21 protein-coding genes are annotated in these 19,756 nt (G+C 40.8%); 14 read left to right on the top strand and 7 right to left on the bottom strand.

The genetic code is table 11. From position 1 onward, the window contains the following. Positions 1-62 precede the first annotated feature (62 nt). From ACW6NC_RS04355 to ACW6NC_RS04325, 7 genes are all read right to left on the bottom strand, one after another. The gene (locus ACW6NC_RS04355; protein ID WP_457863920.1) at positions 63-680 is read right to left on the bottom strand and encodes a class I SAM-dependent methyltransferase; all 618 of its coding nucleotides are present in this window, start codon (positions 678-680) and stop codon (positions 63-65) included. 149 nt (positions 681-829) lie between these two features. After that, complete coding sequence (locus tag ACW6NC_RS04350) at positions 830-1,363, bottom strand: hypothetical protein (protein WP_457863919.1); 534 nt, start codon at positions 1,361-1,363, stop codon at positions 830-832. A gap of 77 nt (positions 1,364-1,440) precedes the next feature. Continuing rightward, positions 1,441-1,659, bottom strand: a complete 219-nt coding sequence (locus ACW6NC_RS04345) for an SHOCT domain-containing protein (RefSeq protein WP_457863918.1) — start codon at positions 1,657-1,659, stop codon at positions 1,441-1,443. A gap of 17 nt (positions 1,660-1,676) precedes the next feature. Beyond that, a complete protein-coding gene (locus ACW6NC_RS04340; protein ID WP_457863917.1) occupies positions 1,677-1,895 on the bottom strand; it encodes a heavy-metal-associated domain-containing protein in 219 nt (72 codons plus the stop codon). 10 nt (positions 1,896-1,905) lie between these two features. Further along, entirely contained in the window at positions 1,906-2,142 is a 237-nt protein-coding gene (locus tag ACW6NC_RS04335; protein ID WP_457863916.1) for a hypothetical protein, read from the bottom strand. 181 nt (positions 2,143-2,323) lie between these two features. Continuing rightward, on the bottom strand, positions 2,324-2,905 hold the full coding sequence (locus ACW6NC_RS04330; protein ID WP_457863915.1) for a helix-turn-helix domain-containing protein: 582 nt from the start codon (positions 2,903-2,905) through the stop codon (positions 2,324-2,326). A 176-nt stretch (positions 2,906-3,081) separates the two neighbouring features. Then, the gene (locus ACW6NC_RS04325; protein WP_027884435.1) at positions 3,082-3,498 is read right to left on the bottom strand and encodes an HYC_CC_PP family protein; all 417 of its coding nucleotides are present in this window, start codon (positions 3,496-3,498) and stop codon (positions 3,082-3,084) included. A gap of 237 nt (positions 3,499-3,735) precedes the next feature. On the opposite strand from ACW6NC_RS04325, the gene ACW6NC_RS04320 reads away from it, so the two are divergent. From ACW6NC_RS04320 to ACW6NC_RS04255, 14 genes are all read left to right on the top strand, one after another. Continuing rightward, the gene (locus ACW6NC_RS04320) at positions 3,736-4,152 is read left to right on the top strand and encodes an HYC_CC_PP family protein (RefSeq protein ID WP_057481156.1); all 417 of its coding nucleotides are present in this window, start codon (positions 3,736-3,738) and stop codon (positions 4,150-4,152) included. A gap of 135 nt (positions 4,153-4,287) precedes the next feature. Beyond that, positions 4,288-8,070, top strand: a complete 3,783-nt coding sequence (locus ACW6NC_RS04315; protein WP_093302934.1) for an efflux RND transporter permease subunit — start codon at positions 4,288-4,290, stop codon at positions 8,068-8,070. A 16-nt stretch (positions 8,071-8,086) separates the two neighbouring features. Beyond that, positions 8,087-9,343: a TolC family protein gene (locus ACW6NC_RS04310; protein WP_457863914.1), complete on the top strand. Its 1,257-nt coding sequence runs from the start codon at positions 8,087-8,089 to the stop codon at positions 9,341-9,343. A 25-nt stretch (positions 9,344-9,368) separates the two neighbouring features. Further along, on the top strand, positions 9,369-11,198 hold the full coding sequence (locus tag ACW6NC_RS04305; protein ID WP_311501979.1) for an efflux RND transporter periplasmic adaptor subunit: 1,830 nt from the start codon (positions 9,369-9,371) through the stop codon (positions 11,196-11,198). Positions 11,199-11,241: 43 nt separating this feature from the next. Beyond that, on the top strand, positions 11,242-11,754 hold the full coding sequence (locus ACW6NC_RS04300) for a DUF3347 domain-containing protein (protein ID WP_034892138.1): 513 nt from the start codon (positions 11,242-11,244) through the stop codon (positions 11,752-11,754). A 73-nt stretch (positions 11,755-11,827) separates the two neighbouring features. Then, a complete protein-coding gene (locus ACW6NC_RS04295; RefSeq protein WP_037314436.1) occupies positions 11,828-12,274 on the top strand; it encodes a hypothetical protein in 447 nt (148 codons plus the stop codon). Between the two features lie 37 nt (positions 12,275-12,311). Continuing rightward, on the top strand, positions 12,312-12,644 hold the full coding sequence (locus ACW6NC_RS04290) for a P-II family nitrogen regulator (protein ID WP_457863913.1): 333 nt from the start codon (positions 12,312-12,314) through the stop codon (positions 12,642-12,644). A gap of 124 nt (positions 12,645-12,768) precedes the next feature. Further along, positions 12,769-13,356 (top strand): DUF3347 domain-containing protein, encoded by a 588-nt coding sequence (locus ACW6NC_RS04285; protein ID WP_457863912.1) that lies wholly within the window; start codon positions 12,769-12,771, stop codon positions 13,354-13,356. Beyond that, positions 13,357-13,809 (top strand): heme-binding domain-containing protein, encoded by a 453-nt coding sequence (locus ACW6NC_RS04280; protein WP_457863911.1) that lies wholly within the window; start codon positions 13,357-13,359, stop codon positions 13,807-13,809. Positions 13,810-14,087: 278 nt separating this feature from the next. Next, the gene (locus ACW6NC_RS04275; RefSeq protein ID WP_457863910.1) at positions 14,088-14,657 is read left to right on the top strand and encodes a helix-turn-helix domain-containing protein; all 570 of its coding nucleotides are present in this window, start codon (positions 14,088-14,090) and stop codon (positions 14,655-14,657) included. A gap of 76 nt (positions 14,658-14,733) precedes the next feature. Then, a complete protein-coding gene (locus ACW6NC_RS04270) occupies positions 14,734-15,282 on the top strand; it encodes a DUF3347 domain-containing protein (RefSeq protein WP_093302939.1) in 549 nt (182 codons plus the stop codon). Between the two features lie 28 nt (positions 15,283-15,310). Beyond that, positions 15,311-15,802 carry a DUF305 domain-containing protein gene (locus ACW6NC_RS04265; RefSeq protein WP_075327061.1) on the top strand — a complete coding sequence of 164 codons (492 nt, stop codon included), beginning with the start codon at positions 15,311-15,313 and terminating at the stop codon, positions 15,800-15,802. Positions 15,803-15,949: 147 nt separating this feature from the next. Continuing rightward, on the top strand, positions 15,950-18,364 hold the full coding sequence (locus ACW6NC_RS04260; RefSeq protein ID WP_457863909.1) for a multicopper oxidase domain-containing protein: 2,415 nt from the start codon (positions 15,950-15,952) through the stop codon (positions 18,362-18,364). A 5-nt stretch (positions 18,365-18,369) separates the two neighbouring features. After that, complete coding sequence (locus tag ACW6NC_RS04255; RefSeq protein WP_457863908.1) at positions 18,370-19,686, top strand: APC family permease; 1,317 nt, start codon at positions 18,370-18,372, stop codon at positions 19,684-19,686. The last annotated feature ends 70 nt before the right edge of the window (positions 19,687-19,756 follow it).

Below are 19,756 nucleotides of genomic sequence, written 5' to 3'. Positions count from 1 at the left end.
AAAGATTGGGATGCTGTTGCCTAATTAATTTCACGAGGGATACAAAAAGACGGGTCCGAATTTTATTTGGTATTCTTTATTTTGATAAGTTTTACAATATCTTTCCATAGAGGCCTCACTTCGATATTAGAAAACCCGGCTTCCTTAATGTTATTTTCTGTTTCGCGGTTTATGTTAGCCCCCCATATGTTTAGAGGTATAAAATTTAACCAGTCCATAAATCTACCCAGGACCTTGTTTTCGCTTCTCACGTGTTCCAGCATTAAAAGCTGACCCCCGGGTTTTAAAACCCTTCTAATTTCCTGTAACCCTTTTATAGGATCAGGAACCGAGCAAAATACACAACTCGTTACCACCGTATCAAAGGTGTTATCATTAAAATCCATATTTTGCACGTCCATTTCCAGAAAATGGATGTCTATAGGGCCGCTTCCTTTTCTGGATTTGGCTTTGCTCAGCATATTTGGGCTAAAGTCAATGGCAAACAGCTCAATATCTTTTGGATAATGGGAAATGTTCTTACCCGTGCCTACCCCTATTTCCAGGGTTTTACCATATGCCTGTTTTACGAGTTCTCTTCGCCATTTTGAAAATTTGCCTTTTTCCATCGGCTTTTCCAGCCAATCATAATAGCTGGCCACCCGATTGTACCGATGTTTTATTTGATCGGAGTCTGTCATATTTTTGACTTATAAAAATTAAAGTGTCTATTAGTGGTCATTTTTTCATAATAGTTTAGCATAACTGGCCTAATGCCGGTTATGCTAAACCCTAGATAGTCATAGATGAACCTGTTGCGCTTCAAATTAGTGCGAAAATTATCCATTCTTTATTTAGTTCCGTAAAATTCAAGGGAGTGAATGTTTCCTTCTTCTTCTTCTATTTCAAACCGGTACCTGAAAGAATGATTTTGCATATTAAAACCTCCATAATGTTCATCGTCGTCACTATGTTCATCATTTAGATGATGCATCCATTCGGTTTCACCAGCTCCCATATCCTTCATACCTCCTACAGAGTGACTTTCGCCTAATTCATGGCCGTACCGGGCTTCAAATTCATTACCGGTATAACATACCAGTGCCTGCTCGTTGTGGTTGTAATAATTTAAGGTAAAAGTAGTGTCCACGGCCTCATTGTAACAGTGTACCTCAAGGAGGTTGTTGCCCATTTCTGAGATTTCAACTGTGGCTTTTTCACTTTTCCCTGAATCATTTGGACTTTTAGTATTCGTATCATAGGTTAGAGTACCCGTATAAATTCCTGCAACGGTTTCTTCTTCAGCGATGTCTGTTTTTTGGCAAGATGTAAGGATTAGTGCTATCAATAGAATTGCCATACTGGTAAATTGATATTTTTTCATTTTGTTCTGTTTTATTTATAATTTTTTTTGATACGAGGTGATTCTGAGGCTACCTCTTCGTTTATAACTATGGTAAATTATTTACCTGATTCTAATATCTCTAATGACTCTTCATATTCTTCTTTAGAGATCTCTCCCCGGGCAAAGCGCTTTTTAAGAATTTCAAGTGGGGTTTCTTTCTTTGTTTTTCGAAATGGAATGCCTGTTGGAATAAAGAATATCCAAACCAAAAAGATGATCCATATAATCCACCATATTAGGTGCATACCTCCAAAAGTTCCGTCGTAAAAATGCATATTGTTGAGTTTTAAATTTATTTTTTAATTTCTTCAATAGTATAGCCCTCTAGAGTGTCGAGTGGCTTTTGTAATTCATCAACTGAAAGATTTTCCGTCATTGTGATGAGCGTAGCTCCTTTTGGTGCCAGAAAAATTTCTGCTTTTTCGATACCCGGGTGCTCTTCAAGGGTTTTTTTGACCCTACTAACACAGCCGCCACAGCTGATGCCATTAATTTGATATTTTCGTTTCATATCTTAAACTTTAGTGATGATGATCTCTTTTTTGATCTTCTTTTTTGTTCTTTTTATTTAAGTTCTCATCGGATAATCCGTGCGTATGGCTCTCGTGCCGCATTGGCATCATTAGGTGTATGGCGAACATTATTACTATAAATGTAAAAAGCCAAGTTCCGCTTCCCATTCCAAGGGAAGGTGCCAAAAAGATGAACAGTAGTGGTAATCCACAGCCGATGACCATCCATAACCAGTGATTTTTCATTGTTTTTTATTTTATTTAATGTTTATTCCCCGCCTTTTTAAGACCTGAACTGGCTTATGTTGTAATTGGGGGATTATCAACACAAGCCTTGGGGAGTTCAGGCTTAGGGTTTTAAATATTATAATTAACACGGAAGCTACCTGCTTTTAAAGTATTTCATCTTCATAATTTTCTTTCTTATTTATATGATTTCATCGTAAAAATTTCGCTTCCAGTTTTCTGTATTCTTATAATCTGTCATACTCATTCCCACGATCTCTTTAAATTGTCTTGATAAATGATTGATGCTACTATAATCAAGCTTATATGCTATATCCGAAAAAGAATATTGCTTCAATTGAATGAGTTCCTTTACCTTTTCTATTTTCAGTTTTATAAAGTATTTTTCTATGGTAATATTCTCATTTCTAGAAAATAACCTGCTCAATGTCTTATAATCCTTGTGAAGAAGAGAAGATAAGTGTTCTGAAGTTTTCATTTTTAAATGAAGTGGTAGTTCAGTAAGCAGTTCAATCAGGATGATTTTTACTTTTTCAGCTAACATTTCCTCTTCACTTTGTACTATTTCAAAATCATTGTAATGGAGCACTTTAGTTACATTTTTAGAAATATCCGTGGCCGTTTTATTTGATGCTTCCACTAATAATTTGCCTAATTCCAAAGAGAGTACGGTTATTCCCATCTCTTCCAGTTCTTGCGTTATTACTTTTAGACAACGGCTACATACCATATTCTTTATCCAGAATTCTTTCTGTAAATCCATAGTATTAATTATTTATTCTTAGAATGGTATTTATTCTAATAGATTATAAATTTCTGTTTTTCAAATAGTTGAAAGTGTGGTATGCTCAGGATAGAGCGCACCAGTTGTTAGCCTTTGCGTAGTACAGGCCAACATATAAGGTAGGTTGTTTGAAAAAGAACCTACTTAGGATGAAATCAAATTAAATATACCTCGTGGAGTACTTGAAAATCTTTCGGTATGAGGGGTGGGTCATAATCCCTAAAAGGGATTATATTTTGTTCCAACCCTTCGAATAGATTTACGTAAGTGTAAAAAAATGTGTGTAGGAAAATCAGTTTATGATTTTCCATCTCAAATGAAGCTTTTTGAAAGTTATCGCCACTTTCTTTAACTATAGATTTATTAGCACAGCAACCTTTTTTTTCGAACGAACATTTTTTTGAAGGATTGGTCTGAGCCTTCACCGCATTATCACAAACCTGAGCTTTATTTAAAACCGCCATATCCACGAGTTTATCACAGCAGAAATGCATATTCACAGTAAAAGACGATGAAGCAAACATTACTGCAAGTACCAATGAAACAGCTATTATTTTATTAAAGCTTTGCATAATACGAATATAAAAAAAATTAACAAATGTTAACTAATTTTTAATAATGAATTTTTTAGGACTTATTTTTGCCGAACATACTGCAAAAAAGAAAATAAAAATATGATATTTATCATATTTTTAGAAGTTTGATTCTTTTATTTTTGTCGAAAATAGTATAGGAAGTAAAAGTTTAACATAACGAAAAGAATTATTAATGTTTTTATATTTCGTTGTTTTATATATATTTGCAATCTTATGAAATCGTTTTTCCATAAAATATTATCTGTAGCCTTGGCGAGTTTGGTATTTGTTACCACTATGTCGTTTACTGTAAATATGCATTATTGTGGAGATTCATTGGTTGATTTTGCTTTATTTCATAATGCTCAAACCTGTGGTATGGAAAATCAATCATCCCAAAAAAGTTGTGAAGCAGGTTTTTCGGAAAAATCTTGCTGTTCAGATGCACAAATAGTGAATGACGGTCAAGATGATTTAAAAACATCTTACACCAATTTAAGCTTTGAGCATCAAGCCTTTGTTGCTACTTTCTTTTATACTTATATTAATCTTTTTGATGGACTGGATAAGAACATTGTTCCATTTAGAGATTATACACCTCCTTATCTTGTAAGGAACGTACAAAAACTACACGAAACTTATTTAATTTGATTTTAAACAGTTTCCGATAATTATCGGAAAGATTTGCTCTATGGTTACTTCCATCTTGGGCTTACTTTGTTGTGTTTAATTTTCTGATATTATCAGAAAGTTATTCAATGTATAACTGTTTAATTATCAATAAAGATGCTAAATAAAGGCATAAAATTTCTTATAGAAAACAAACTAGTAGCAATTATCCTCCTAGTCCTTTTTGTAGGCTGGGGCGTGGTAAATGCCCCTTTTAATTGGGAAACCGGTTTAATTCCGCGCGATCCCGTGGCGGTAGATGCCATCCCCGATATTGGCGAGAATCAACAAATTGTCTTTACCAAATGGGAGGGGAAATCCCCCCAGGATATAGAAGACCAGATTACCTATCCCCTTACTACTTCGCTCCTGGGAATTCCCGGTGTGAAAACCATCCGGAGTTCCTCTATGTTTGGGTTTTCCAGTATTTATATCATTTTTGAAGAGGATATTGAGTTCTACTGGAGCCGTAGCCGGATTTTGGAAAAACTCAATTCCCTGCCGGCAAACCTGCTTCCCGAAGGTGTAAACCCTGCCCTGGGTCCCGATGCTACCGGGCTGGGCCAGGTTTTTTGGTACACCTTAGAAGGACGTGACAAAGATGGCAATGTCACCGGGGGCTGGGATTTGCACGAACTGCGAAGCATTCAGGATTATTATGTGAAATATGGACTTTCCGGTGCCAGCGGGGTTTCCGAAGTTGCATCCATAGGTGGCTATGTGCAGGAATATCAGGTAGATGTGGATCCCGAACTGATGCGTCAATACGATATTTCCCTGGCACAGGTGGTAAAGGCCGTAAAGGAAACCAACCGTGATATTGGTGCACAAACCTTGGAAATAAATCAGGCCGAATATTTGGTACGTGGGCTGGGCTACGTTCAGGAAATAGAAGATATTGAAAATGCCGTGGTAACTTCAGAAGAATTTACCAGTATCAAAATAAGCGACATTGCCAAAGTAAACCTGGGTCCGGAAACCCGCCGTGGTATCCTGGACAAAGAAGGTGCCGAGGTGGTTGGCGGAGTGGTTGTGGCTCGTTATGGCGCAAATCCGCTGGAAGTAATCAATAATGTAAAGGATAAAATAAATGAACTTAGCCCCGGCCTGCCCACCAAGGTGCTGGAAGATGGTCGCGAGTCGCAGGTAACTATTGTTCCATTTTACGATCGTACGCAACTGATTCAGGAAACCCTGGGCACGCTTAATGAAGCCCTTACATTGGAAATCCTGATTACGGTACTCGTAATTATCGTTATGGTTTTTAACCTACGGGCCTCCATCCTCATTTCCGGTTTATTGCCAGTAGCGGTTTTAATGGTCTTTATCTCGATGAAGTTCTTTAATGTCGATGCCAATATCGTGGCCCTTTCCGGTATTGCCATTGCTATTGGGACCATGGTGGATGTGGGCGTGATCTTATCTGAAAATATCATCCGGCATCTCGATCAGGACAAAGAACGGAAATATTTGACCACGAATGAAATCGTGTACAATGCCACTGCCGAGGTTTCCGGGGCAATTATGACGGCCGTGCTTACCACCATTATCAGTTTCCTTCCCGTCTTTACTATGGTGGGGGCAGAGGGGAAACTGTTCCGCCCACTGGCATTTACCAAGACCATGGCACTGGTGGCTTCCCTAGTGGTTGCGCTTTTCCTTATTCCGCCATTTGCCGCATCTTTCTTTAAGAAACGGACCCGGCGTACTTCCGCGGGCTGGGTAATACAGGGGATTCTGATAATTGCAGGGCTTACCGCTATTGTTTTTGGATATTTCATCGGTATTGTCCTAATTGCTTTTGGCGTAACCGGAATACTGCTTCTTAAAAAGAAAATTAGTTCCAAAAGATCAAATGTTATCAATATAGCTATTTCGGCTTTCGCCATAGTGCTACTTTTAGCCGAGTATTGGCGTCCGTTGGGTCTGGAAAAAAGTGTTTTCTGGAATTTTATTGTGGTAGGGATTATATCCTTTGGTTTGCTGGGTGTTTTTGCCCTGTTCCAAAAATTTTATACCCGCATCCTCAATTGGGCCTTGCGCAATAAGTTGTTGTTCTTGTCGGTGCCCACCGTTTTGGTTATTCTCGGTTTTATGATTATGCGCAACATTGGGCAGGAATTTATGCCCTCACTCAATGAAGGCTCCTTCTTGTTGATGCCCACTTCGCTGCCCCATGCAGGTGTAGAGGAGAACAAGCGGGTCTTGCAGCAGCTGGATATGGCCGTGGCCGCTATCCCGGAAATTGAGACGGTAGTGGGCAAGGCAGGTCGTACAGAGTCGGCCCTGGACCCTGCACCTATATCCATGTATGAAAATACAATCCAATACAAACCTGAATATATGCTGAATGAACACGGCGAACGCCAGCGCTACCAGGTAAATGAAGACGGTTTATTTATGTTAAAAAATGGCAAATTGGCAATAAACCCAAGTTTAGAGGTGGACGAAGATGCAGCTGGCAGTTATAATGACAGCGAAATCGTGGAATTCCACCGCGTAAAAAACAAACAGCTCATTCCAGATGATGACGGGGAATATTACCGTAACTGGCGCCCCGAAATAGAGTCGCCAGATGATATCTGGAACGAGATCACCGCCGCCACCAAGCTGCCGGGGGTAACCTCGGCGCCCAAGCTCCAGCCCATCGAGACACGGCTGGTAATGCTTCAAACGGGGATGCGCGCACCTATGGGAATCAAAGTGCAGGGGCAAAACCTTCGACAAATAGAAGATTTTGGACTCCAACTGGAAGACCTGTTAAAGCAAGTGGAAGGTGTAAAAGACGAAGCCGTTTTTGCCGACCGTATTGTTGGAAAACCTTACCTGCTTCTTGATATCAAGCGTGAACGTTTGGCTCGTTATGGTATTAGCATAGAAGAAGTTCAGCAACTTTTGGAGGTTGCTGTGGGAGGAAAACGCCTAAGTCAAACGGTTGAAGGACGCGAACGCTACGGTGTACGCGTGCGCTACCCAAGGGAATTGCGGGACAGCCCGGAAGATATGGGCAATATCTATGTTCCGGTTGAGGGCGGCTCGCCGGTGCCGTTAGATGAGTTGGTAGATATCCGTTACGAGCAGGGGCCGCAGATAATAAAAAGTGAAGATACCTTCCTTATTGGCTATGTGCTTTTTGATAAACAGGATGGTTTTGCTGAAGTGGATGTAGTAGAAAATGCCCAGGCCCTTATTCAGGATAAAATCGATAACGGGGAGCTCAGGGTGCCCAAAGGTCTCAGCTATAAATTCACGGGGACTTACGAAAACCAGATTCGCGCTGAAAAAACGCTGAGTGTTGTGGTGCCACTGGCACTGATGATTATCTTTTTGATCCTGTACTTTCAGTTTCAAAAAGTTTCTACCTCGCTTATGATCTTTAGTGGGATCCTCGTGGCTTTTTCTGGCGGGTTTATCCTTATTTGGCTCTATGGCCAGGGTTGGTTCCTGAATTTCGACTTTTTTGGCGAAAACCTTCGGCATATGTTTCAGATAAAAACCATAAACCTGAGTGTGGCGGTATGGGTAGGCTTTATCGCCCTCTTTGGTATCGCTACTGATGATGGCGTGGTAATGGGTACCTACCTTACCCAAACTTTTGACCGGAACGAGCCCAAGAGCCGAAAGGAAATCCGTAAATCGGTGGTGGAAGCAGGGTCCAAGCGTGTTCGCCCCGCCTTGATGACCACGGCTACAACAATCCTGGCACTCCTGCCCGTACTGACGTCTTCGGGGCGTGGCAGCGATATTATGATCCCTATGGCCATCCCCGCGGTTGGAGGTATGTCTATAGCATTAATCACATTGTTTGTAGTGCCGGTGTTATTTAGTTGGAGAAAAGAAGCCGGCATAAAAACCCTGGAGACGGCGAATAATGACAAGAGAATTGAAAATAGAAAATAGAAGAAAGCCTTTTACTATGAAATCAAAAGATATTTTAATAATAAAATTGAATAGAAGAAGCGGAATGCTAGCGGTGATTGTCTCTCTTTTCTTTTTTCTTACAGGAACAGCCCAGCAGCTCCAGCCTTACCTTACCCAGGCTTTGGAAAATAACCCGAAGATACAGGCGTTTGAACTGCGTTATGAAACGGCCCGGGAGAGGATTGAAGAAGTTGGGGTACTCCCGGAAACCCAGTTCAGCGTAGGCTATTTTGCCAGCGAACCAGAGACCCGAACGGGCCCACAGCAGTACAAACTATCGGTGCAACAAATGATTCCGTGGTTTGGGACTATCACGGCAAGGGAGAATTATGCATCAAGCCTTGCCGATGCCCAATATGTGGAAATCGCCACGGCCCAGAGGCAACTGCTGCTAAATGTGGCCGAAAATTATTACAGGCTTTATGCCATTAGGGCAAAGCAACGCGTATTGGAACAAAACATAGACCTGCTGGAAGCCTATGAGGAGCTTGCGCTTACTTCCCTGGAGGTAAACCAAGCCTCGTCCGTAGATGTGCTTCGCCTGCAAATGCGGCAAAACCAGCTACGGGAACGTTTGGAAAACTTCGATGAAGAATTTAAAGCCGAACAAGCCGCTTTCAATACCCTACTCAATGCCGAACGTGGTGCTAAGGTAAAGGTGTACGATTCGCTGGCAGTGCCACAGGAAGACCCGGTGCAGTTGCCAGAAGTGCCTCAAGTGCACCCAGAGTTGTTGCGTTTTGACAAGCTATATGAATCGGTAGGAGAAGCAGAAAAAATGAATCGAAAGGAAGCGTTGCCAGACCTGGGTTTTGGTCTGGATTACGTTTCGGTAGGCGAAGCCACTGCGATGGAAGCCCCGGATAGTGGGAAAGATATCCTGATGCCGATGGTCTCGATCACGATTCCAATTTTCGGCAATAAATATAAATCGGTTACCCGACAAAATGAACTGAAGCAACGTGAGCTAAATGCACAGCGGGAGAACCGGCATAACGAATTGGTGTCGCGCCTGGAAACGGCTCTTAGCAATAGGGCAGAGGCACGCATAAGCTACCGTACCCAGCTGCTCAACATCGAGCAAGCCAATGATGCCGAAGAGATACTCATGCGGAATTACGAAACCGGCACCATAGATTTTAACGATGTGCTGGACGTTCAGGAGTTACAGCTAAATTTTCAGTTGAACCTGATAGAAGCGGTAAAAAACTATTACCAGGCCAGTGCAAACATCAATTATTTAAGTGAATAATTCAGAATAAATTAAAACAAAAACGATGAAAAAATATATCATTTACACCGGGTTACTGTTAGGAGGACTGCTTCTGGGCTATCTGTTTTTTGGTGGCAATTCGTCTGAAAATAACGTCGAAACAGCCACTACAGAAGAACATAATCACGAGGAGGAAAACCAGCTGTGGACCTGCTCTATGCACCCGCAAATTATGCAGCCCGAGCCGGGTGATTGCCCCATTTGCGGGATGGACCTTATCCCTGCCGAGAGTGGCGGCGGCGAGGTTGGGCCGCAACAAATAGAAATGTCTGAAACCGCCCTGGCTCTGGCCAATATCCACACCGTGGAGATCGGCGATAGCCTCCTAGGGGATCACGACCTGGTGCTCTCCGGGAAGATCGTGGAGAACGAAGAGGTGAAAAGTGTGCAGGCTTCTTATTTTGGCGGCAGGATAGAAAAACTTTATATAAATTACACCGGGGAGGAAGTACGCCGCGGGCAGGTGTTGGCCACTATTTATTCCCCAGAGCTGGTCTCTGCCCAGCAGGAATTGCTTACCGCTGCGGGGATGAAGGACTCTCAGTCCCGGTTATACGAATCTGTACGCCGAAAATTGAAATTATGGAAACTCAGCGATAAGCAAATTCAGGAAATTGAAGTTTCGGGGGAGGTAAAAGAATATTTTCCTATTTACGCCACGGTTTCAGGTACGGTGACTGAAAAACTGGTGGAAGAAGGCGATTACGTTAAACAAGGGCAACCCCTTTTCGAGATAGCCAATTTAAGTAGCGTATGGGCGCAATTTGATGCTTACGAAAACCAGATCGCCCAACTAGAGGAAGGTCAACAACTAAAGATTACAGTAAATGCACGTCCCGGCAAAGAGTATGAAGTGCCCATTACTTTCATTGAACCACTGCTTAATACCGCAACACGTACGATAACTGTGCGTGCAGTCCTGCCAAATAATGAAGGCCGCTTAAAGCCCGGGATGTTCGTACGTGGGAGAGTGGCACCGGCTCATAAAGAAAATACAGATAATACAGAACCCCAGCTTATTACAGTGCCAAAATCGGCAGTGATGTGGACCGGGGAACGTTCGCTGGTTTACGTACAACCCAATCCGGACAGGCCTGTCTTTGAAATGAGGGAAGTGAGCCTGGGGGCCGCCGCGGGTGGTAATTATGCGGTTACAGATGGCTTGAGTACCGGAGAGCGCATTGTGGTAAACGGTGCCTTTACCGTAGATGCTGCCGCACAACTCCAGGGCAAAAAGTCTATGATGAACAAGGACGGAGGCAAGACATCTACCGGTCACGAGGGCCACGCCGGTATGGACATGGCAGGTAGCGAGGGTAATGCCAATATGGAAACGGCAGGAACCGGCAACGTTGACCATACCGAAATGCAGGAACGCATCGTGGTACCTGAAGAGTTCACCAACCAGCTAAATGGCGTTTTTGATCAATATTTGAAGTTGAAAAACGCCCTGGTGGAAGATGAGGCCAAAACCGCCCAAGCAACTGCAAATAAAGTACTGGAAGCAATGAACAAGATAGATATGAGTCTTTTAGAGGATCGTGAAGCTCACGACCACTGGATGCTGATTTCAAAAGAAGTAATTGGTGCTGCGGAAAAAATAACGGAGAGTGAAGATATTTCTACTCAGCGGGATCATTTTAAACACCTGTCTGCCCATTTGAGCAAAGCGATGCAACTTTTTGGAGTGGGACAGACCGTTTATAAGCAATTTTGCCCTATGGCAGATGACAATGCGGGAGCCTACTGGCTCAGCCGTTCAGAAGAGATCAAAAACCCTTATTACGGTAGCGCAATGTTAACCTGCGGCGAAATCGTGGAAACTATAAACTAAAGCAGGGAAGAACAAATTTTTATAACCTTTAAAACCTATTAAGATGAAAAGAACAATGATGATGCTCCTTCTAACTTTGTTAAGCATGGGAGTTTATGCACAACACGACCACGACAATATGGCTGGTCATGGTGAAGAAATGCAAATGTCGCCTAAGTTCAAAGACAAAGATCTGGGCGCTGCTTATGAACATTACCTATTGGTAAAGGACGCTTTAGTGGCTTCAAATGATGCAAAGGCCGCCAAGCATTCGATGAAACTCGAGAAAACTTTGGCAAAAGTGGAAAATGCTGAGACGGCTCGCAAAGAAGCTTCGCAAATGGCCGGTGCCACTTCTCTGGAAGACCAACGTGACAATTTTAATGCTCTTAGCGATGCAATGTTGAAACTGGTTAAAAATGGGAAGCTTGCCAAAGGTGAAATTTACCTGGAATATTGCCCTATGGCAAACTCTAATAAAGGCGGCTATTGGCTTTCCAATGAAAAGGCGATCAAGAACCCATATATGGGCCAAAAAATGCTGAAATGTGGTAGTGTAAAAGAAACTATCAATTAATAAAGTCCTGCAAGGTATGGATAGACTCTTTTTTATAGGTCTATCCATTTTGCAGGCACAAAATTAGATTGAAATGAAAAATACATTCAAAGTTCTAACAGCGGTATTTCTTCTGGCCGTGGTTTTTGGTGCTTGTAACTCCTCTGGGGAGCAGCAAAAACAAAAAAAGCAAGACAAACTGGCTACAGAAATTAGTACAAGTACCGCCAATAAACAAACCTTTTCTTTAGATTTTCAGATAGGAGACAAGTTGCCTAATGACCTGGTATGTATGGTAAACGATGCCTATATGGCCAAACCGCAAATCCCGGTTCCGGTAAACGGGAAAACCTATTATGGTTGCTGCGAGATGTGCGTGGGCACCTTGAACAACGAAGAATCTGCAAGGATGGCCACCGATCCCCAAACAGGGGAAAGAGTGGATAAAACCGAAGCCTTTATTGTACTGCTTGACGCGAATGGCCGGGTTGGCTATTTTAATTCAGAAGCGAATTACACAGCTTACACAAAAAAGAGCTAAGCATAACAAAACTTATTTCAACTTAAATTTAGAAGATATGAATGAGATCAAAGCCTTTATCAGACCCGAAAGACTTAGTGAAGTGACCATGAATCTGCGGGAAGAAAACTTTTGTTGTTTTACAGTATTTCAGGGCGAGGGGGTTGGGGATTACACTGATTCCAAAACCGCTTCCCCCAGCCTGGATTTTCCATTTATGCACAGCAAAGTCATAAAAATGGAGATAGTGTGCGAAAAAGAAGATGTAGATAAAATTGTAAATATTATACAAGTAAGCGCCCGTACTGGCAAAAGCGGGGACGGACTCATTTATGTAAGCAACGTGGAAAAGCGTATAAAAATAAGGACTGGGGAAAAAGAAAGCCGGTAAGTGCTTTTTTTATTTCCTGCCGAACAACTAAAGTAAATACTAAGTTCCGGGCTGTGTTTTATGGCATCCGGAAAATTTAATTAATTGAAGTAACAGAAATAAAAACCTTTTTAAAACAAGAAAAATGAAAACAGTAAAAGTAAGTTTGGGAGTGATGGTTATGGCATTTGCCTTAATAAGCACTTCTTGCAAGAACAACGAGAAAAACAGTAATGCAACTATTGAAGACTCGGCCACTGAGCGTACCGCCCCGATGGATGATAATAGAACGGAAACCGGCAAGGATAGCCAAGCCGATGCCAGTCTGACCACTTACCTGGAGCTTAAAAGTGCTTTGGTAAACGACGATCAAGAGGCAGCGGCCAAAGCCGGGAAAAAAATGGTGGGACAGTTAAAGACCTTTGAAACGGAAAACTATGAACAGGACGACCAACAAGAACTGCAAGATATCATAGAAGACGCCACAGAGCATGCGGAGCACATTGCGGAAAGCCCCATAGGCCACCAGCGGGAACATTTCGACATTTTGAGCAAGGACATGATAGACTTGATTGACATTGCCGGAACCAGCCAAAAGTTGTACCAAGCTTATTGCCCGATGTACAATAATAACAAAGGTGCACAGTGGTTGAGTGTAACCAAAGAAATCAAAAATCCCTATTATGGAAGTAAAATGATGGATTGTGGAGAGGTGCAAAGAGAGATTAACTAAATGAAGGCAATCAAAATCATTGCACTGGTTTTTTTAGTTGTGTTGGTGGGCATCCAGTTTGTGCCCACCAATAGCAACCAAAGTGAAGTGGTACCAAAATCAGATTTTATGCTGGTGAACAATGTTCCCAAAGACGTACAGGATAAATTAAAGTTTTCCTGTTATGATTGCCATAGCAACAATACTGAATATCCCTGGTATAACAGGATACAACCAGTGGCCTGGTTTCTGGAAAATCACATCAGGGAAGGAAAATCTGAACTAAATTTTAATGAATGGGGCGAGCTTTCTGATAGAAGAAAAAACAGTAAGTTAAGGTCTATTATAAGCCAGATTGAGGATGATGAAATGCCGCTGGATTCCTACACTTTTATCCATTGGGATGCTAAATTTTCAGAATTGGAGAAAAAGGAAATCATAAAATATATGACCCAGCTTAAAGATAGTTTATAGGAATTTTTCAAACTGAACAATATTATATCTTCAAAAAGAAAAGGAGTTTTTTCATTGTTCAGTTAGTTGATCTTTTTCATTTGAGGGCATGATGTTAAAGTCCTGTGAGGGAAGAGTGTTTTTTGTTTAATTAGTTTATAAAGCCTCTTTCCTTGACAGGCACAAAGATTAAAAAATAAAATATTGTTGGGCCGCTTGGTAAAATGAGCATGGTAGCTTAATTAAATACTTAGGGTATGATAAAAAAATAAATTTTCAGAAAACATTACCAAAAAATTATGATTATAGAAGTCTTTGTTAAAAATATGGTTTGCAATAGATGTATTAAGGTGGTAAGGAATGAGTTACTTGAAGCAGGTATAGATCTACAGGAGGTTGAGTTGGGTCGTGTAGTTTACCAAAGTAAACACCCTGATATGGATCATGCCAAGTTGCTTAAAGTACTTAGCGAAAACGGCTTTGAACTATTAGAGAGCGATGAAAAAATTTTAATCGAAAAGGTAAAACTTAGTCTAATACGGCTTTTGGAAAACCTTCCCCTGCAAAAATCAGGGACTTTATCCCGCTACTTATCCAAAGAAACCAAAATTGATTATTCGCGGTTGAGTCGGATTTTTTCCTATACCGAAAACATAACGGTAGAAAAGTATTTTATAAAGCTGAAAATTGAAATAGTAAAAGAGCTCATTCAGTCCAAACAATATAATTTTACCCAGATTAGTCAGCTATTGGGTTATACTAATGTAAATTATCTTTCCAGGCAATTTAAAGCAGAAACAGGGATGAATTTATCTCAATATAAAAAACTTAATAACAATTTCAGAAATTCTTTAGACCAAATTTTATAGATGTTTAACCAAATTATGACAATAAATCCTTTTTCTTATCATTAATTTTAAAAATCAAATTTAAAACCAGAAAAAAATGAAAAGTAAAATTTTAAATTTTGGTGTTGTTCTCTTACTAGCTATTGCCCTATTTTCCTGTGTAGATAACAAAGGGAAGCAATCGGTTGAAATAAACACCCCTGAAGAGGTTAAAAAAGCCGAAGAGAAAACAGCAGATATTGCCGATCAGGATTTTATAGATGGAATGACGGGAAAAATCTGGCATAATTACCTGGAAATAAAAATAGCATTAACCAATGCTGATGCAGACCAGGTACAGGATGCGTCTCAAAGTATGGTAGCCTCTTTTTCAGAAGAAAGAGCAGAACTGAAAGCTATTGCACAACAATTATCTGAAACCAGCGAGCTGGAAAAACAAAGGGAATTATTCGCAGCATTTACAGAAAAAGCTGGGCCTATGTTTGAAGATGCATTATCTGGTGGTACGATCTATAAAAAGTTCTGTCCTATGGCTTTTGACAATAAAGGAGCCTATTGGTATGCTGATATCGAAGAAATAAACAATCCATATTTCGGTGATAAAATGCCCAATTGTGGTTCCGTAAAAAAGACAATTAAAAAGTAAAAACCAACCTAACCAAAACCAAAAAATAATGAATTCAGAAGCAAAAAACCACCATAAAACTGGTGGTAGCAATTACGGTAGATTTTTTCTAATGCTCGGGTTATCTTTTATAGCCATGTACATTACCATGTACCTGAATACCTACGAATTTGATCATGTTTATTTCAGCTTGACCCGTTTTTATATGACCTGTTTGGGGATAGCGGCAATGGCGGTAATTATGTTGTCGTTGATGTTGAAAATGTATAAAAATAAGAAGAAGAATATAGCAATTTACGTGGGTAGCCTGGTGCTGTTTGTCTCTGCTTTAGGTTTAGTACGAGCACAACGACCTATTATTGGCGACGTTTTATATATGAAGGCAATGATTCCCCACCATTCGATTGCGATTTTAACTAGTAAGCGGGCAGATATTAAAGATCCTGAAACCAAGAAACTGGCAGAAGAGATTATTGAGGCCCAGAAACGGGAGATTGCCCAGATGAAGAAGATCATTTATCGTTTGGAGAACGAGGAATAATATTAAGCGAGACCCCACAGGTTTTGAAAACCTGTGGGGTCTTCTTTAAATAATCAATGTAGAATATTTTCAACAGGATCGATCTTTTTAGCCTTGTTAAAGCCTTACTAATGAAACCTAAAATATTTAGGCATTAAAATATCAAGAATGAAAAATAATTTTTTTTTAATATTAACTTTGTGTTCAATGATGATTTCCTATGGCCAACGGCACATGGAAAAATCTGTTGAAGGAAATATAAATAATTTACCGGTACACGAATATAACCTGACCATAGACCAGGAAAAGGTTACTAAAGCCGAAGGCAAAGAGGTCATGGGGATGACCATTAACGGGGGAATCCCCGGCCCGACCCTGGAATTTACCGAAGGCGAATATGCGGTGATCTATGTTGAAAATAAAATGGATGTGGAAACTTCCATTCACTGGCATGGGATGATTTTGCCAAATTTCTTTGATGGTGTCCCTTATTTAACCACGCCACCCATTAAACCGGGCGAAACCTTTAAATATGAATTTGAGATCAAACAACATGGTACATACTGGTACCATTCCCATACCATGTTACAGGAACAAAGTGGGGTATATGGCTCTCTGCTAATCAATCCAAGAGAAAAAACATTGGAGTATGACAAAGACCTGGTGCTGGTACTTTCAGACTGGACCAATGAAAAGCCAAAAGATGTGCTTAGGTTTTTAAAAAGGGGCACAGAATGGTACAATATTAAAAAAGGAACAGCTACTCCCCTAAATCAGGTGATCAAGCGTGGAGCTTTGGGCGCACAAATTGATTTTTGGAGACAACGGATGGAAGGTGCCGATATTGCTGATATTTACTATCCTGCATTTTTAATAAATGGTGAGGAGAAAATAGAATATCCCGAATTCAAGCCTGGGGAAAAAGTTAGAATGAGAATTATTAATGGAGCTGCCTCTACTTCTTTCTGGATGACCTTTGGAGGTAATATGCCTACGCTGGTTTCTGCTGATGGTGTAGATGTAGTGCCGGTGGAGAAAAATAAAACCTTTATTGCAGTAGCAGAAACCTATGATTTTATTGTCACCATACCCGATGATGGCAAAATGGAATTTAAAATTACTGCACAGGATGGTTCTGGGACAGCTTCAGCTTTTCTAGGCACCGGTAGGATACTTCCCGCCCCTAATGTGCCCAGGCCCGATAAAATTGGGATGATGCAAAAAATGGCAAAAATGGATATGAAAATGGGGGCACCAGCCCTTAAATTCAATCCAAAAAATGTTGATCCCTATGAAATGATGGATAAGTGGGGAATGCAAATGGATGAGATGGACATGGAAGCGATGAACCATGGCGATATGAATATGAAAAAAGAGGGAGATATGCAGGCCATGGACCACTCTAAAATGGATCATTCCAAAATGGACATGAAGAAGGACTCCACAATGGCCAATAAGGACCATAGTGTGAAGATGAAAAAGGACTCTATGAAAATGGCCGGTGGCGGGAAAAAAACCATGCAGATGGATAAGATGAAAGGAATGGAGCAAGGAAAAATGCCGGGTATGGATATGTTTTCAGAATATAACTATGATTACCTGGAATCTAAAAATCCTACAACACATCCCGAAGATGCGCCTGTAAAGGAAATCCTGCTGAATTTAACCGGAAATATGGCCCGCTATGTTTGGAGCTTAAACGGGGTGCCCCTGGCCGAAACCGATAAAATAAAAATTGAAGGTGATGGGGTTACCAGGATCACCTTTAACAACCTTACCATGATGCACCACCCTATGCATCTACATGGGCATTTTTTCAGGGTAATTAATAAAAACGGAGAACATTCCCCTTTGAAACATACCGTCAATGTCCCGCCCATGCAAAAAGTGACTATCGAGTTTTATGGGAACGAATATGGTGACTGGTTCCTGCATTGCCACATCTTGTATCATCTGGATTCAGGTATGGCAAGAGTGGTAAGTTATGATACCAAAAGGGACGATAGAATGAAGCCTTACCCTCTAAGTAATTTAGTCCGGGAAACCAATAAATTCTATACCTGGGGAATGTTAGATGCTGCTTCACATATGACAGGACTTAATGTAGTGAGTTCAAATATAAGAAATCAATTTACTGCTTTGGCTGAATACGGCTGGAACCAGAACCTTGAAGCCGAATTTACCTATGAATATTATCTTTATGACTGGGTTCGACTTTTTGGTGGGGTGAATGTCGAGAATGAAATGGAAAACAGCATGGAAGAACTCAGTACCACCGCCATTGGAGGTATTAGGTATTTTACTCCCTATATGTTTGCTTTAGACCTTCGTGTAGATAATAAATTGAGGCCCCAAATTAGCCTTGCCCGGGAAGTTATGATCTTCCCTCGACTTGTTTTATTCGGGGAATATGAATTCCAGGCAGATTTTGGCTGGGTCAATGATCTTGAACCAGGAAAAGATTTTGAAGATGAGCAAGTATGGAGCGCCGGGCTGGAATATTTTCTTGGTAAGAACTTTTCATTAATGGGAAGTTACGACAATAGATTTGGCGCCGGAGGTGGATTATCATTACGATTCTAAACAATATGGGAAATTATAAAGAAAACAGTCTAAGCCTGGTGGGTGCAATATCAATGGGAACCAATGTTATGATTGGTGCAGGGATCTTTGCGCTTCTTGGTCAAGTGGCAGAACTTTCTGGTGAGTATTTTCCAATAGCTTTTATTGTGGGTGGAATTATATCAGGATTTAGTGCTTATTCCTATAACAAGATGTCTAATGCGTATCCATCTGCAGGAGGTATCGCCATGTATTTGGAGAAAGCTTATGGAAAGGGACTTGTAACTGCTTTTGCAGCTTTACTGATGACGTTCTCTATGATTATTAATGAAAGTCTGGTGGCCAGGACCTTTGGTAGTTATACGTTGCAATTGTTCGATGCGCCAAAAGACAGTTATCTCATTCCCGTTTTAGGGGTGGGCCTACTCATTTTAGCCTTTGTAATTAATATTGCAGGCAATAAGGTAATAGGGAAATCCTCCCTTGCCATGGCGATCCTCAAAACCGGTGGGTTATTGATCTTTGCCGGAGGAGCTATCTATGCCTCGGGTTTTGTAGTATCAGATTTAGTACCTTCAGGAGATACCGGCGGGGAAAGGGGAGTAATGGAGTACCTTGGAGCACTGGCTTTATCTATCCTTGCCTATAAGGGTTTTACTACTATAACCAATAGTGGTGGTGAAATTGTGAAACCACACAAAAACGTGAGCAGGACCATTATCATTTCATTGCTTATTTGCGGGCTAACCTATTTACTCGTTTCGTGGGGGGTGATTTCCAATTTGAGTATTCCTGAAATCATTGAGGCCAAAGATTATAGTCTAGCTGAAGCTTCCAGGCCATTATTTGGTCAATTTGGTTTATGGTTTACCGTGGCTATTGCTATTATCGCCACTATTTCTGGAGTAATTGCCAGTGTTTTTGCAGTTTCAAGAATGACTGCTATGTTAACTGACATGAAGTTGATACCTCACAGTCACTTTGGTATGAAAGGGAGTATACAAAAGCATATGCTGGTGTATATTATAGTAATTGCCATTGTGCTTACTATCTTTTTCGACCTTTCCAGGATAGCCTCCCTTGGCGCAATATATTATTTGGTGATGGATATTATTATTCATTGGGGAGTGCTTACCAAAATGAGAAAGGACATAGAAGCCAAAGCTGGGATCGTAATAAGCGCAATAATTCTGGATGTGGTAGTTTTGGGTTCCTTCGTTTATATTAAAATAGAACGTGATCCCACCCTAATTTGGATAGCATTTGGTTCTATGTTGCTCATATTTTTAGGTGAAAAATGGTTTCTAAATCGAAAACCTCCAGAAAAAGGGGCGGTAGATTAGCTGTTAAGCAGCCTGCGACTTTTAAGTTGTCGAAGTATCTAAAATTTAAGCGGGGCTGTAACTTTCCTTG

This window comes from Salegentibacter profundi (genome assembly GCF_054121475.1).
Note: the sequence above shows the minus strand (reverse complement) of the source record. Positions and strands in the feature narration are given on the sequence as shown.

What these genes read in the sequence shown, in the direction of transcription:
- ACW6NC_RS04280 (WP_457863911.1), top strand. Translation starts at nt 13,357, where the DNA reads ATGAAGGCAATCAAAATCATTGCACTGGTTTTTTTAGTTGTGTTGGTG.
- ACW6NC_RS04350 (WP_457863919.1), bottom strand. Translation starts at nt 1,363, where the DNA reads ATGAAAAAATATCAATTTACCAGTATGGCAATTCTATTGATAGCACTA.
- ACW6NC_RS04285 (WP_457863912.1), top strand. Translation starts at nt 12,769, where the DNA reads ATGAAAACAGTAAAAGTAAGTTTGGGAGTGATGGTTATGGCATTTGCC.
- ACW6NC_RS04320 (WP_057481156.1), top strand. Translation starts at nt 3,736, where the DNA reads ATGAAATCGTTTTTCCATAAAATATTATCTGTAGCCTTGGCGAGTTTG.
- ACW6NC_RS04340 (WP_457863917.1), bottom strand. Translation starts at nt 1,895, where the DNA reads ATGAAACGAAAATATCAAATTAATGGCATCAGCTGTGGCGGCTGTGTT.
- ACW6NC_RS04330 (WP_457863915.1), bottom strand. Translation starts at nt 2,905, where the DNA reads ATGGATTTACAGAAAGAATTCTGGATAAAGAATATGGTATGTAGCCGT.
- ACW6NC_RS04310 (WP_457863914.1), top strand. Translation starts at nt 8,087, where the DNA reads ATGAAATCAAAAGATATTTTAATAATAAAATTGAATAGAAGAAGCGGA.
- ACW6NC_RS04335 (WP_457863916.1), bottom strand. Translation starts at nt 2,142, where the DNA reads ATGAAAAATCACTGGTTATGGATGGTCATCGGCTGTGGATTACCACTA.
- ACW6NC_RS04260 (WP_457863909.1), top strand. Translation starts at nt 15,950, where the DNA reads ATGAAAAATAATTTTTTTTTAATATTAACTTTGTGTTCAATGATGATT.
- ACW6NC_RS04265 (WP_075327061.1), top strand. Translation starts at nt 15,311, where the DNA reads ATGAATTCAGAAGCAAAAAACCACCATAAAACTGGTGGTAGCAATTAC.
- ACW6NC_RS04255 (WP_457863908.1), top strand. Translation starts at nt 18,370, where the DNA reads ATGGGAAATTATAAAGAAAACAGTCTAAGCCTGGTGGGTGCAATATCA.
- ACW6NC_RS04290 (WP_457863913.1), top strand. Translation starts at nt 12,312, where the DNA reads ATGAATGAGATCAAAGCCTTTATCAGACCCGAAAGACTTAGTGAAGTG.
- ACW6NC_RS04325 (WP_027884435.1), bottom strand. Translation starts at nt 3,498, where the DNA reads ATGCAAAGCTTTAATAAAATAATAGCTGTTTCATTGGTACTTGCAGTA.
- ACW6NC_RS04355 (WP_457863920.1), bottom strand. Translation starts at nt 680, where the DNA reads ATGACAGACTCCGATCAAATAAAACATCGGTACAATCGGGTGGCCAGC.
- ACW6NC_RS04305 (WP_311501979.1), top strand. Translation starts at nt 9,369, where the DNA reads ATGAAAAAATATATCATTTACACCGGGTTACTGTTAGGAGGACTGCTT.
- ACW6NC_RS04295 (WP_037314436.1), top strand. Translation starts at nt 11,828, where the DNA reads ATGAAAAATACATTCAAAGTTCTAACAGCGGTATTTCTTCTGGCCGTG.
- ACW6NC_RS04275 (WP_457863910.1), top strand. Translation starts at nt 14,088, where the DNA reads ATGATTATAGAAGTCTTTGTTAAAAATATGGTTTGCAATAGATGTATT.
- ACW6NC_RS04300 (WP_034892138.1), top strand. Translation starts at nt 11,242, where the DNA reads ATGAAAAGAACAATGATGATGCTCCTTCTAACTTTGTTAAGCATGGGA.
- ACW6NC_RS04270 (WP_093302939.1), top strand. Translation starts at nt 14,734, where the DNA reads ATGAAAAGTAAAATTTTAAATTTTGGTGTTGTTCTCTTACTAGCTATT.
- ACW6NC_RS04345 (WP_457863918.1), bottom strand. Translation starts at nt 1,659, where the DNA reads ATGCATTTTTACGACGGAACTTTTGGAGGTATGCACCTAATATGGTGG.
- ACW6NC_RS04315 (WP_093302934.1), top strand. Translation starts at nt 4,288, where the DNA reads ATGCTAAATAAAGGCATAAAATTTCTTATAGAAAACAAACTAGTAGCA.